The sequence below is a fragment of the Agrobacterium sp. Ap1 genome (assembly GCF_017313375.1).
Taxonomy (GTDB): Bacteria; Pseudomonadota; Alphaproteobacteria; order Rhizobiales; family Rhizobiaceae; genus Neorhizobium; species Neorhizobium cellulosilyticum.
On the sequence record NZ_JAFLMY010000001.1, the window covers coordinates 565,073 to 578,140 of the forward strand.

The window sequence follows — 13,068 nt, forward strand, 5'->3', positions numbered from 1 at the left end:
ATCAGAAGAAACCGAGCTTCTTCGGGCTGTAGCTCACCAGCATGTTCTTGGTCTGCTGGTAGTGGTCGAGCATCATCTTGTGCGTCTCGCGACCGATGCCGGACTGCTTGTAGCCGCCGAAGGCCGCATGCGCCGGATAGGCGTGATAGCAATTGGTCCACACGCGGCCTGCCTGGATCTCGCGGCCGAAGCGATAGGCGCGGTTGCCGTCACGCGTCCATACCCCGGCACCAAGACCGTAAAGCGTGTCGTTGGCGATCGAGAGCGCCTCGTCCTCATCCTTGAACGTGGTGACCGAAACCACCGGGCCAAAGATTTCCTCCTGGAACACACGCATCTTGTTGTGGCCCTTGAAGATCGTCGGCTTGATGTAATAGCCGTTGGCCAGCTCGCCGCCGAGATCGTTGCGATCACCGCCGGTCAACACTTCAGCACCTTCCTGCTTGCCGATATCGAGATAGGAGAGGATCTTCTCCATCTGCTCGCTGGATGCCTGCGCACCGATCATCGTGGCGCTATCAAGCGGGTTGCCCTGCACGATCGCTTCCACACGCTTCACCGCCCGCTCCATGAACCGGTCGTAGATCGACTCATGCACCAGCGCGCGGCTCGGGCATGTGCAGACCTCGCCCTGGTTGAGCGCGAACATCGCGAACCCTTCCAGCGCCTTGTCAAAGAAATCATCGTCTTCATTGGCCACGTCGGCAAAGAAGATGTTCGGCGACTTGCCGCCAAGTTCCAGCGTCACGGGAATGAGGTTCTGGCTGGCATATTGCATGATCAGCCGGCCTGTCGTCGTTTCGCCGGTAAAGGCGATCTTGGCGATCCGGTTCGACGATGCCAGGGGCTTGCCGGCCTCGAGACCGAAACCGTTGACGATGTTCAAGACGCCGGGCGGCAAAAGATCGCCGATGATTTCCGCCCAGACAAGCAGCGAGGCGGGCGTCTGTTCGGCCGGTTTGATGACAACGCAATTGCCGGCGGCAAGCGCGGGCGCCAGCTTCCAGGCAGCCATCAGGATCGGGAAGTTCCACGGAATAATCTGGCCAACGACGCCGAGCGGCTCATGAAAATGATAGGCGACGGTGTCGTTGTCGATCTGGCCGATCGATCCTTCCTGAGCGCGGATGCAGGACGCAAAATAGCGGAAATGGTCGATGGCGAGCGGAATGTCGGCTGCCATGGTTTCGCGGATAGGCTTGCCATTGTCCCAGGTTTCGGCCTGGGCCAGCACTTCCAGCTTGTCCTCCATCCGCTGGGCGATCTTCATCAGGATGTTGGAGCGCTCGGCCGGTGCAGTGCGGCCCCACTTGTCCTTTGCGGCATGCGCGGCATCGAGCGCGGCGTTGATGTCCTTTTCGTCCGAACGCGGAATTTCACACAACTTGCCGCCGGTGACCGGCGTGATGTTGTCGAAATACTTGCCGCCGATCGGCTCCCTCCACTCGCCGCCGATATAGTTGCCGTATTTCAGCTTGAACGGCGATTCGACGATTTTCTGGTGCAGCATGTCATCCTCCCATGATGAGCTGGCTTCCCGGTTCGGGACCGGGCTGGAAGGAAATCTGCGTCGTCCCGTTCTTGACGAAAAGCAGGGTGTGACCATATGGCGGCGCACACTGTCGCACCCTTGCGACAGTGTGCGCCGCAAACCATGCGGCACCGCAACAGAATTCGATTTACGTCAATGGAGACCGAAACGGTTCATCTTGCGGTGAAGCGTTGCCCGGCTCATGCCGAGCGCAATCGCTGCCTGCGAGACATTGCCGTTGGCGCGCGACAGGGCGCGCATCAGTGCCGCCCGCTCTGCTTCGACCAGATCCTGACGATCACCCGCCCGGTTCTCATCGAGAGCATCCGCAGCCGGAATGCCGGCGGCGATACGGCTGTCGTCCAGCGCAAGAGCCAGGCGCGCCGCACGCGTCGCGCCGATGACCAGATCGTTGCGATCGACCGCAAGAAGTGCCGCCGCCGCATGTGCGGCCTGCGGCACCATCAGGAAACGGGCGCCTGGAAAGGCGGATCGGAACAGGTTGAGCTCAATCCTGAGCGCCGCATCGCGCACCGTCTGGGAAAGAATCGAGAGCATCATTTCATTGACGTCGTCCCGACATGTGGAAATATCGAGCGCCGCCGCCACTTCGCCGCGATGATCGCGGATAGGTGCGGTAGTGCAGCTCAATCCCGTATTAGCCGAAAAGAAATGCTGGTCGCGAAAGATCGAAACCGCTCGTTCGTCCGCCAGTGCCGTACCGATACCGTTGGTTCCGATACTCGCCTCGGTCCAGATGGCCGCCGTCCAAAGGCCAAGATCGTGAAAGGCCCGGTCATCCCCCGCTGTGCCGCGCCGTTCCAGCGCGACACCGTTTCGATCGGTCAGCAGCAGACAGCAGCCCGACCTGCCGACGGTCGAAAACAGCTTGTCCATTTCCTCGCGCGCCTCGACAATCAGGCGCTCCGAGGCCTGCCGCGTCTGGCGAAATTCGCTGTCCGTCAAGCGTTCGGGTGCGCGTTCCTGCTCGGGCGCAAGATGGTGCATAACCATGCAGCGCCGCCACGAAGCGACAACAGGTGAGCTTGCGGCAGCGGACTGGGCCGAGGCGTAGACCTCGTCCGCATGCAGGGAAACGGGATGCATGGGCTCCTCCCGGGCCAATTCTTGCATCAAGTTTCGCTAAAAAGCCGGTGCTTTGCAATCGTCAAGCAGGCGGCCCACGAACTATTTATCGAAATACCATACGCGGCCTCGATGCGGCCGATCACGCAGCCTCTCGCGTCGACGGCTCGCATCTGGCAAAAGGCGCGAAGGCATGCCGCACGCGCAGGATCGTTTCCGGTTCGGCAGCCACCAGTGGCAAGCGGACATCAGCCGGTGACTGGTACAGGAAGAACTGCGCCTCCTTCAGCGCGGCAACGTCATCCCCACCAACAGCCGCCGCAGCAACGGACATGGCCTGCAGCAGAGAATCGCAGCCACTGCCATGCTCCGCCATCGCCACCATGGTCTGCACCGGAGATGGGATGATATTGGCCAATGCCGACAAGGCGCCGTGCCCACCCATATCCAGGAATTCCATCAGCTTCCTGTCATCTCTCGAAAGATGCATGAACCGGTCCCTGAGCGATACCGGCAAGGCCGCGAAATGTTCGAGCCGCCTGGCGCCATGGCATATGCCGACGATAGGATCGATTTCGGCAAGCGCATCCAGCAGCGCCGGGCCATGGTCCTTTGCCGTGCGCCCCGGATCGTCATCCACAACAACCGGGATACCGACTGCAGCAGAGATTTCGCGAAAGTGATTGATCACTCCCTTGAGCGTCGGTTTCGAATAATACGGCACCGTTACCAGCAAGGCATCCGCACCGAATTCTTCGGCGCGGCGGCATCGCTCCACGGTCTTTACAGTGCAGTTTGTGCCGGTCGCAGCTATCACACTCAGATGTGGCCGGCCACGCGAAACAGCGGTTTTCAGCAGGCTCTGGTATTCATCCGAGCCGAGCACCGGACCCTCGCCGACAACGTCGCAAACCACAATTCCATCCACTCCGGCGATGACCTGCCGATCGATCGTTGCCTCGAATTCCGAAAGATCGATCCGGCCATCGTTGAAGGGGCTCAAAAGGGGTGTGTAAGTTTGACGCCTTGCGCGAAGGAAGGGTGTCATGATTTGGCTCCTGTTTTACAGAAACCAACATTGCTCTCACCGCATAGGATTTCGATATGTGGGGCGAGACTATGACATCAAAGTCTTATATGCATCCATTTGCCTTGACCGCGGCGATGCACCATATTCCGCGCCAGACATATACATCGAACGACACCTTGGCCCTGCGCCTGGAGACTTTATGACCGCATCGCATGCCGCCGCTTCCGATACCACTTCGGAAACCCGCAAATTTCTTGTGCTGCTGCTAGGGTCGATCGGGGTCGTATATGGCGACATCGGCACCAGCCCTCTCTATGCGTTCCGCGAGGCGTTGCGTCCGTTTGCGGCCAACGGCATCCGCGACGAGCACGTGATAGGCCTGATCTCGCTGATGGTCTGGACACTGACCATCATCGTAACCTTCAAATACGTTCTGTTTCTTCTGCGTGCAGACAATGACGGTGAAGGCGGCACGCTTTCGCTTCTAGCGCTTCTGATGAAGAAGACCGGAAGCTACATGCCGGTGCTTTTCTTTGCAGGCCTGATCGGTTCGGCGCTGTTCATCGGCGACGCGATGATTACCCCGGCGCTATCGGTCATGTCGGCGCTCGAAGGCATGAAGCTTATCACGCCTGCTTTCTCCGGTTACGTTCTGCCGCTCTCCGCTGCCATCATGATCTGTCTGTTCATGGTCCAATCCAAGGGCACCGCGGCCGTAATGAAATTCTTCGGGCCGATCACCGTCGTGTGGTTCCTTGCCATGGCCTGGGGCGGCCTCATCCATATCGGCGACGACTTGACGATCCTGCAGGCCCTCAACCCGATCAACGCTCTCTGGTTCATCACCCATGCTGGCTGGGCCGGGCTGATCGTGCTCGGCGCCGTCTTCCTCACCGTCACCGGCGCGGAAGCGCTTTATGCGGACCTGGGGCATTTCGGCAGGAAGCCGATCAGTGTCGCCTGGTTCATCCTCGTCTTCCCGGCGCTTGCCCTGAACTATCTCGGCCAGGGCGCGCTCGTGCTTGCCGATCCGACAAAGATTTCCAACCCGTTCTATCTGCTTTATCCCGATTGGGCGCTGTTGCCGATGGTGATCCTTGCTACCATGGCGACAATCATCGCCAGCCAGGCCGTCATCACCGGGGCCTTTTCGCTGGCCCGCCAGGCAGTGCACCTGGGCTTCCTGCCGCGTCTTGCGATCAAGTTCACCTCCGAGACCAATACCGGGCAGATCTATGTACCGGCCGTCAACATGGTCCTGTTCATCGGCGTCATCGTACTCATCTTCTCCTTCGGGGATTCGGAATCGCTTGCCACCGCCTACGGTATCTCGGTCACCGGCGCGATGGTGGTCACGACGCTGATGTCCTTCCAGTTCCTGCGCGCCGTATGGGGTTACAAGGCCATAACGGCTGCGATCATTCTCGGACCGCTTTTCGTCATTGAGACGATCTTCCTCGCCGCCAACCTTCTCAAGGTCCATGACGGCGGCTGGGTGCCGGTCATGCTCGCGCTGGTCATCATGCTGACCATGTGGACATGGACGAAGGGATCGAAATACCTGAAGGAAAAGACGGCCAAGAACGACATTCCGCTGGAAACCTTCATCACCTCGATCGAAAGCTCCATCGAACGGGAAACCGCCAGCGCACCCGTGACCGTACCCGGAACCGCGGTCTTCCTGACCAGCGTGCCGGATCGCACCCCCGCCGTTCTGTTGCACAATCTGAAGCACAACCACGTCCTGCACGAACAGAATGTCATCCTGACCATCTGGACCCAGGACAAGCCCTATGTGCCTCAGCAGGAACGTGTCGAGATGACGAGACTGTCGAAGCGCTTCATCCGCCTCGACATCACCTTCGGCTACATGGATGAACCCAACGTCGCCAAGGCTCTGACCGTTTGCAAGAAAAAGGGCTTCAAGTTCGAAATCATGCAGACCTCTTTCTATCTCGGTCGCCGCAACCTGATCGAAACGCCCAATACCGGCCTGCCGCGCTGGCAGGAAAAGCTCTACATCATCCTCGCCGATTTCGGCATCGATCCTTCAGCCTATTTCAAGCTGCCGCCGAACCGCGTGGTGGAACTGGGTGAGCAGGTCGCGATTTAAAGCAATTCCAGCAAAAGTGGACACCGGTTTACGGCCGGAATTGCGTTTAAACAAAGAGATAGAGCGCCATGACTGTCGTCGCCTCCTATGTATACACGAACGGAAAGCGCGGGCGCCCTCTCCCGATAGACGAACCGTGCCCGGCGCTGACTGGTGACGAATTCGCCTGGATCGGCCTGCACGAGCCGACAGCCGACGAGCTGAAAACGCTCGCAAAGACCTATAGCCTGCATGAACTTGCTGTTGAAGATGCGCTCAACGCACATCAGATCCCCAAGGTCGAGGCCTATGGCGATCAGCTTTTTGTCGTCGCCAAGACCGCCCATCTCGACGGCGACAAGATCAAATACGGCGAGACGGCAATCTTCGTCGGGCAGCGCCATATCATCACCGTCCGGCACGGCTCGATGCGCAGCCACAGCGAAGTGCGCTCCCAGCTCGAAGCCTCGCCGAAACTGCTGTCGCAAGGCCCCGACTATGTGCTGCACGGCATTATCGATTTCATCGTTGATGGTTATCTGCCAACGGTTCAGACGATCGAGGATCGCGTTCTGGAGATGGAGCAGAAGATGCTCGCCAATTTCCTCGAACGCGAGCAGATCCGCCGCCTGTTCCGGCTGAGACGGCAACTGATCCTGTTCGGGCGCATTCTCGGACCGATGACGGAAGTGGCGGGCAAACTCGTCAATCTGGACCTGCCCTGCCTCGACAAGCACGCCAAACCCTATTTCCGCGACGTTCTGGACCACTGCCGACGGGTGGAAAGCATGGTCGGCGGCCTTCGGGAAGTCATCACCTCGGTCTTCGAGGCCTCGAACCTTCTGGAACAGCAGCGCCAGGGTGTCATCACCAGGCAGCTTGCCTCATGGGCCGCGATCCTGGCCGTGCCGACAGCTGTCGCCGGCATTTACGGCATGAATTTCGAGAACATGCCGGAGTTGAAGACCGAATACGGTTATTACGTTGTGCTTGCCGCAATCGTCCTCGTCTGCGGCGTGCTGTATCATCGCTTCAAGAAGGTCGGCTGGCTTTAGCTCCGGATCAATCCGGCGCGGCCAGACGATAGCCGACGCCGGTCTCGGTGAGGATATATTGCGGTTGATCCGGCATAGCCTCGATCTTCTGCCTGAGCTGGCGCACATAGACGCGCAGATACTGCACATCGGTCAGCCCGTCCCAGACATGTTCCAGCAGGAACCGGTGGGTCAGCACCTTGCCGGCATGCTGCACGAGAATGCGCAGGATGTCGTATTCCTTCGGCGACAGCTTCACGTCGCGGCCTGCCACCTTGACAATCCGCTTGACCAGATCGACCGACAGCTCACCGGTCTGGAAAACCGGCTTTTCGCCCTGCGCCTGCAACCGGTGGCGCAGTGCCACGCGGATGCGCGCACCCAGCTCGCTCATCCCGAAGGGTTTCGTCACATAGTCGTCGGCGCCAAGTTCCAGCGCCTTGACGATGCCCGCCTCGTCGGTGCGGCTCGACAGGATGACGATCGGCAGCGTCATTCCCTCGCCGCGCCATTTGGCGAGCAGATCGTGGCCGGACATATCCGGAAGGCCGAGATCCAGAATGATAAGATCCGGCTTGTCGCTGACCGCCAGCTCCATGGCCACCTTCGCATTCATCGCCTCGCTGACGGCATAGGCCTGCGCGCTCAAGCCCACGCGCAACAGCTTGCGGATCGGCGGCTCGTCATCGACGATCAGGATACGTACGGCGTTTTCAGTCATTTTCGTCCCCCAAGATCGGCACGTCCATGGGAACCGGCATCCTGATGGTAAAGATCGCCCCAGAACGGTCGGACCGGTTATGCGCCCGGATCGTGCCGCCCATCGCTTCGACGAAACCGCGGCAGATGGCAAGCCCGAGCCCGGTTCCCGCCCTCACCTGATCGCTTTTGCGCACCCGGTAGAAACTGTCGAAGATCCGCTCCAGGTCTTCTGGCGGCATGCCGGGCCCCTCGTCCATGACGGAGAGAAGGACGGCATTTCCATCCCTCTGTCCCCTTATGTCGATGACCGTGCCCTCCGGCGCGTATTTGGCGGCGTTATCGATCAGATTGAACAGGACCTGCTCGAACAGAACGGGATCGACCTTCAGCATCGGCAGATCTGCCGGGATGCCAACCTCCACCGTGTGGCCCGATGCGATCTTCGCCGTTCGGCCAAGCGCCGTGCCCACCATGTCACCGGCGAAATGCAGGGCGTAGTTCGGCTGCATTGCGCCGGAACCGAGCCGCGTCATGTCGAGCAGGTTGACGATGAAGCGGTTGAGCCGCTCGGACTCGTCGATGACGGTCGACAGAAGCTCCGCCCGCGTTTCTTCCTGCAATTGCGGTCCCAGATCCTTCAGCATGTCGGCCGAACCCATGATCGCCGCAAGCGGTGTCTTCAGGTCATGGCTGATCGAGGTGAGAAGCGCAGTGCGCAGCCGGTCTGTTTCTGCCGCAAGCCTTGCCTTGTCGACATCCGACACCAGTTGCACCCGCTCGATCGCGAGAGCTGCCTGATCCGCCAGCGCATCGAACAGCCGCTGCTGTTCGGGCGTCAGAAGCGGTCCCTGACGATCGTTGTCGAGACCGATGACGCCGACCGCCTCACGACCGGTGCGAAGCGGCAGGTAGAGCCGTTTGGCGCCGGGCAGTGTGTCGGCTGCGCGGCCGGCGGGGCGATTGTGCTCCCAGGCCCATCTGGCGGCCGCGATATCGGCATCGACCAGCGTATCGTCAGGCGGATAGCCCGCTTTCACCGCGATCGTTCCACTCTCCGGCAAGAGGATGACAACCCTCACCTTCAACATCGAGGCGATCTGGAAGGCGGTAACCCACAGCACATCGTCCAGCGTGCCTGTGCTCGCAAGCTTCTTGGAGAAGAGATAGAGATCTTCCGTCGTGCGCGCCCTTGCCCTGGCGGCAACCGCCTGCCGCTGAACCGCCGCCGTCAGGTTGGAGGCGACGAGCGCAACACCGAGATAGAAGAGCAGCGCGATCACGCTTTCCGGATCGCGGATCGTGAATGTGTAGCGCGGTTCGAGGAAAAAGAAGTTGAAGGCAACGGCCCCGAGAAGCGAGGCAAACAGCCCCGGCCCCAACCCGCCCCGAACCGCCGACGCCAGAACCGCCATCAGGAAGACAAGCGCAAGGTTGCGCACGTCAAAAGTCTGGTCGAGCGCAACGCCTGCCGCGATTGCCAGCGCAACGAAGACCGTGCTTTGCAGATAGTGTTTTACCCGGAAAGGTCTTGGCGCCTGCGCAACCTTCACATCGCGGTCTGCCTCACCATCCTTCTGATCACCGGAAATCACGTGGACGCTGATATGACCGGCCTGCCGGATCAGGTCATGGGTGACGGAGGTTTGCCACAACTGCCGCCAGCGCGGTTTTGCGGGCCTGCCGACAACGATATGGGTGAAATTGTTGGCATTGGCATAGGCAATGATTTCGCGTGACGGAGAAAGCCCCGGCAACGTGACAGCCTCGGCGCCAAGCTGCTGCGCCAGCCGCATGTTTGCCGCCAGCCGGTCCTTGTCCTCCTCCGAAAGCGCGGCATCCTGCGGGGTGTCCAGGTGCAATACTGCCCAGGGCGCCCTGAGCCGATCCGCCTGCCTGCGGGCATAACGCACCAAGCTTGCTCCGTTGCGCCCGTGATCCAGGCAGACGAGCAGTCTGTCGCCCGCCGCCCATGGACCGGAAATCGCATTGGCCTGCATGTGGTTGAGCAGTTGTTCGTCGACGCGCTGGGCGGTACGCCGCAAAGCCAGTTCGCGCAAAGCCGTCAGATTACCCGGCGAAAAATAGTTCTCGATCGCCCGGCGCGCCGTCTTCGGCATATAGACCTTGCCGTCGTTGAGACGTTTGATCAGGTCGTCGGGGGTGATGTCGATGATCTCGACATCATCGGCCCGGTCGATGATCAGGTCCGGCACCGTCTCGCGCACCCTGATGCGGGTGATCTGCGCCACGACATCGTTGAGGCTTTCGACATGCTGGATATTGAGGGTCGAATAGACGTCAATGCCCTGCGCCAGCAATTCCTGCACATCCATGTAACGTTTCGGATGGCGGCTGCCGCTGGCATTCGTATGCGCCAGTTCATCGACCAGAACGAGAGCCGGACGGCGGGCGAGGATGGCATCGAGATCCATCTCCTCAAGGCTCTGGCCGCGATAATCGATTTGTCGGCGGGCGATGATCTCGAACCCGTCGGTGAGCGCCTCGGTTTCCTTACGTCCATGCGTCTCGACCACACCGATGACGACATCGACACCATCGGCCTGCCTCGCCCTGCCGGACATCAGCATTTCATAGGTCTTGCCGACGCCGGGCGCGGCGCCGAGAAAGATCTTCAGCCGCCCACGCCCTTCCCGCTCCGCCCGCTGCAGGAGAGCATCCGGTGAGGGGCGGGTCTCGGTGTCTCGGCCGTTCTCACGATTGGCGTCGGGCATGATTTACCTGCTAGAATACCAATGGCGTCCGCCCATCACCCGGCCTCCGCTGCGCTCGGCCACCCTCTCCCCGCAAGCTGGGCGAGGAGGAACGGAGAGCTTGCGGCTTGTCTCCTTCTCCCAGTACTAACGGGGAGAAGGTGCCGGCAGGCGGATGAGGGGCGAACGCCTGCATTCGTTACGTCTTAGAGCCATCCAGCGCCATGTTCAACGCCAGTACGTCGACCACCGGCTCGCCGAGGAAGCCCAGCTCTCGGCCCTCGACATGCGCATCGACCAGCGACTTCACGCTCGCCTCATCCATCTGGCGCGCCTTGGCGACACGCGCCACCTGGAAATAAGCGGCTTCCGGCGAGATATGCGGGTCGAGCCCGCTGCCCGACGCCGTGACCAGATCGATCGGCACCTCGGCATTCGGATTGGAAGCCTTGGCAGCTTCATAATCGGCCTTCACCCGGTCGATCAGTTTCTGGCTTGTCGGTCCAAGATTGGAACCGGAGGACGACGCAGCGTTATAGCCGTCGCCCGCGGCCGACGGGCGGCCGTGGAAATACTGCTCGCCCGCAAAGCTCTGGCCGATCAGCGACGAGCCGATCACCTGACCATCCCTTTCGATCAGGCTGCCATTCGCCTGCGACGGAAACACCGCCTGCGCAATGCCTGTCATGGCGAAAGGATAGATCAGGCCGGTAATGGCGGTGGTGGCGACGATCATGACGATGGCCGGACGAAGTTGTTTCAACATCGAGAATACTCCTTAAGCGAGGCCGAGCGTGGTGATGACCACGTCAATCGCCTTGATGCCGATGAACGGGACGACGATGCCGCCGAGGCCGTAGATCAGAAGATTGCGGGAGAGAAGCGCGCCGGCGCCGACGGCGCGGTATTTGACGCCCTTTAGCGACAACGGGATCAACGCGATGATGATCAGCGCATTGAAGATGATCGCCGACAGGATAGCGCTTTGCGGTGTCGCCAGTCCCATGACGTTCAGCACGCCGAGCTGCGGATAGAAGGCGAGGAACATCGCCGGGATGATGGCGAAATACTTGGCGATGTCATTGGCGATCGAAAACGTCGTCAGCGCTCCGCGGGTCATCAGCAACTGCTTGCCGATCTCGACGATTTCGATGAGCTTCGTCGGGTCGCTATCGAGGTCGACCATGTTGCCGGCCTCGCGGGCTGCAACCGTGCCGGTATTCATCGCCACACCGACATCCGCCTGTGCCAATGCCGGAGCATCATTGGTGCCGTCACCGCACATGGCGACCAGCTTGCCCTTGGCCTGCTCCTCGCGAATGAGCGACAGCTTGTTCTCGGGCGTTGCCTGGGCGAGAAAATCGTCGACGCCCGCTTCGGCCGCGATTGCTGCTGCCGTCATCGGGTTGTCGCCGGTAATCATCACCGTGCGGATGCCCATCTTGCGGAGTTCGGCAAAACGCTCGCGGATGCCACCCTTGACGATATCCTTGAGGTGGATGACGCCAAGCAGTTTTCCGTCGCGGGCAACGCCGAGCGGCGTGCCACCCGCCTTGGCAATCTCTTCCGCGATCGCCTGCAGTTCTCGCACCGTGTCCGACTGCGGGCTGGCGGCAATCGCCGTATTGCCTGCCACAGGCAACGTGCCACCATTGACATAGGCGAGCACCGCATCGACCGCGCCCTTGCGGATCTGGCTGCCGTCCAGATCGACGCCGCTCATCCGCGTCTGGGCGGTAAACGGCACGAACGAGGCTTTCAGGCTCGCCATATCGCGGCCGCGGATCGCGTATTTCTCTTTGGCAAGCACAACGATCGAACGGCCTTCCGGCGTCTCGTCGGCAAGCGAGGCAAGCTGCGCCGCATCGGCAAGTTCCTGTTCGGAAACGCCGCGCACCGGACGGAACTGGGTTGCCTGGCGGTTACCCAGCGTGATCGTGCCGGTCTTGTCGAGGAGCAGCGTATCGACGTCTCCGGCAGCTTCGACCGCACGGCCGGACATGGCGAGCACGTTGAAGCGCACCAGACGGTCCATGCCGGCAATGCCGATGGCGGAAAGCAGCGCGCCTATGGTTGTCGGGATCAGCGTCACGAACAGCGCGACCAGTACGATGACCGGGATCGAGCCCCCCGCATAGGCCGCAAAGCTCGGGATCGTCGCGGTAGCCAGGACGAAGATCAGCGTCATGCCGGCAAGCAGGATATTGAGCGCGATCTCGTTCGGCGTCTTCTGCCGTTCGGCACCTTCGACGAGCGAGATCATCCGGTCGATGAAGGTCGAACCGGCAGCCGCCGTAATCCGCACCCGGATGACGTCGGAGAGAACCTGCGTGCCGCCGGTGACGGCCGAACGGTCGCCGCCCGATTCACGGATGACCGGGGCGCTTTCGCCGGTAATCGCCGCCTCGTTGACGGAGGCGACGCCTTCGATCACCTCGCCATCGGAAGGGATGATATCGCCGGCCTCGACCAGCACGATATCGCCCACCTTGAGCGAGGTGCCGGCAACCATCTTGTAGTCGCCGCCGTTGGCGCTGGTGACAAGCTTGGCCTGGGTTTCGGTCCGCGCCTTGCGCAGACTGTCCGCCTGCGCCTTGCCGCGACCTTCGGCGACCGCCTCGGCGAAATTGGCGAACAGTACGGTAAACCAGAGCCAGAGGTTGAGCTGGAAGGAAAAGCCGAGATTGTCGCCGCCGACGATAAGATCGCGCAGGAAGAGGACGGTCGTCAGGACCGACACCGTGGCCACGACGAACATGACCGGGTTCTTGGCGAGTGTGCGCGGATTAAGCTTGGTGAAAGCGGCGCCGATCGCGGGAATGAGGATGCGGCTATCGAGGATAGACGCGGATTTTGCCTGGCTCATGAAGAGGCTCCAGCTT

At 60.9% G+C, this 13,068-nt stretch carries 9 protein-coding genes; 2 read left to right on the forward strand and 7 right to left on the reverse strand.

Annotated elements, in window-relative coordinates; translation table 11 throughout:
- Position 1: 1 nt before the first annotated feature.
- The 3 genes from adh to JZX87_RS02705 form a co-directional block, all read right to left on the reverse strand.
- On the reverse strand, positions 2–1,510 hold the full coding sequence (gene adh, locus JZX87_RS02695) for an aldehyde dehydrogenase (protein WP_206823650.1): 1,509 nt from the start codon (positions 1,508–1,510) through the stop codon (positions 2–4).
- A 174-nt stretch (positions 1,511–1,684) separates the two neighbouring features.
- Positions 1,685–2,638 carry a helix-turn-helix domain-containing protein gene (locus JZX87_RS02700; protein WP_206823651.1) on the reverse strand — a complete coding sequence of 318 codons (954 nt, stop codon included), beginning with the start codon at positions 2,636–2,638 and terminating at the stop codon, positions 1,685–1,687.
- A gap of 121 nt (positions 2,639–2,759) precedes the next feature.
- A complete protein-coding gene (locus tag JZX87_RS02705; RefSeq protein WP_206823656.1) occupies positions 2,760–3,665 on the reverse strand; it encodes a dihydrodipicolinate synthase family protein in 906 nt (301 codons plus the stop codon).
- 181 nt (positions 3,666–3,846) lie between these two features.
- On the opposite strand from JZX87_RS02705, the gene JZX87_RS02710 reads away from it, so the two are divergent.
- Positions 3,847–5,760, forward strand: a complete 1,914-nt coding sequence (locus JZX87_RS02710) for a potassium transporter Kup (RefSeq protein ID WP_148143011.1) — start codon at positions 3,847–3,849, stop codon at positions 5,758–5,760.
- Between the two features lie 68 nt (positions 5,761–5,828).
- A complete protein-coding gene (locus JZX87_RS02715; protein ID WP_148143010.1) occupies positions 5,829–6,794 on the forward strand; it encodes a magnesium and cobalt transport protein CorA in 966 nt (321 codons plus the stop codon).
- Positions 6,795–6,801: 7 nt separating this feature from the next.
- On the opposite strand, the gene JZX87_RS02720 is transcribed toward JZX87_RS02715, so the two are convergent.
- From JZX87_RS02720 to kdpB, 4 genes are all read right to left on the reverse strand, one after another.
- Positions 6,802–7,494 carry a response regulator transcription factor gene (locus JZX87_RS02720; protein WP_206823657.1) on the reverse strand — a complete coding sequence of 231 codons (693 nt, stop codon included), beginning with the start codon at positions 7,492–7,494 and terminating at the stop codon, positions 6,802–6,804.
- The gene (locus JZX87_RS02725) at positions 7,487–10,207 is read right to left on the reverse strand and encodes a DUF4118 domain-containing protein (RefSeq protein ID WP_206823659.1); all 2,721 of its coding nucleotides are present in this window, start codon (positions 10,205–10,207) and stop codon (positions 7,487–7,489) included. Before JZX87_RS02725 ends, JZX87_RS02720 begins: the two co-directional genes overlap by 8 nt.
- Before the next feature lie 178 nt (positions 10,208–10,385).
- Positions 10,386–10,952: a potassium-transporting ATPase subunit KdpC gene (kdpC, locus tag JZX87_RS02730; protein ID WP_206823662.1), complete on the reverse strand. Its 567-nt coding sequence runs from the start codon at positions 10,950–10,952 to the stop codon at positions 10,386–10,388.
- A 12-nt stretch (positions 10,953–10,964) separates the two neighbouring features.
- Complete coding sequence (kdpB, locus tag JZX87_RS02735) at positions 10,965–13,052, reverse strand: potassium-transporting ATPase subunit KdpB (RefSeq protein WP_206823664.1); 2,088 nt, start codon at positions 13,050–13,052, stop codon at positions 10,965–10,967.
- Between the last annotated feature and the right edge of the window lie 16 nt (positions 13,053–13,068).

What these genes read in the sequence shown, in the direction of transcription:
- adh (WP_206823650.1), bottom strand. Translation starts at nt 1,510, where the DNA reads ATGCTGCACCAGAAAATCGTCGAATCGCCGTTCAAGCTGAAATACGGC.
- JZX87_RS02700 (WP_206823651.1), bottom strand. Translation starts at nt 2,638, where the DNA reads ATGCATCCCGTTTCCCTGCATGCGGACGAGGTCTACGCCTCGGCCCAG.
- JZX87_RS02705 (WP_206823656.1), bottom strand. Translation starts at nt 3,665, where the DNA reads ATGACACCCTTCCTTCGCGCAAGGCGTCAAACTTACACACCCCTTTTG.
- JZX87_RS02710 (WP_148143011.1), top strand. Translation starts at nt 3,847, where the DNA reads ATGACCGCATCGCATGCCGCCGCTTCCGATACCACTTCGGAAACCCGC.
- JZX87_RS02715 (WP_148143010.1), top strand. Translation starts at nt 5,829, where the DNA reads ATGACTGTCGTCGCCTCCTATGTATACACGAACGGAAAGCGCGGGCGC.
- JZX87_RS02720 (WP_206823657.1), bottom strand. Translation starts at nt 7,494, where the DNA reads ATGACTGAAAACGCCGTACGTATCCTGATCGTCGATGACGAGCCGCCG.
- JZX87_RS02725 (WP_206823659.1), bottom strand. Translation starts at nt 10,207, where the DNA reads ATGCCCGACGCCAATCGTGAGAACGGCCGAGACACCGAGACCCGCCCC.
- kdpC (WP_206823662.1), bottom strand. Translation starts at nt 10,952, where the DNA reads ATGTTGAAACAACTTCGTCCGGCCATCGTCATGATCGTCGCCACCACC.
- kdpB (WP_206823664.1), bottom strand. Translation starts at nt 13,052, where the DNA reads ATGAGCCAGGCAAAATCCGCGTCTATCCTCGATAGCCGCATCCTCATT.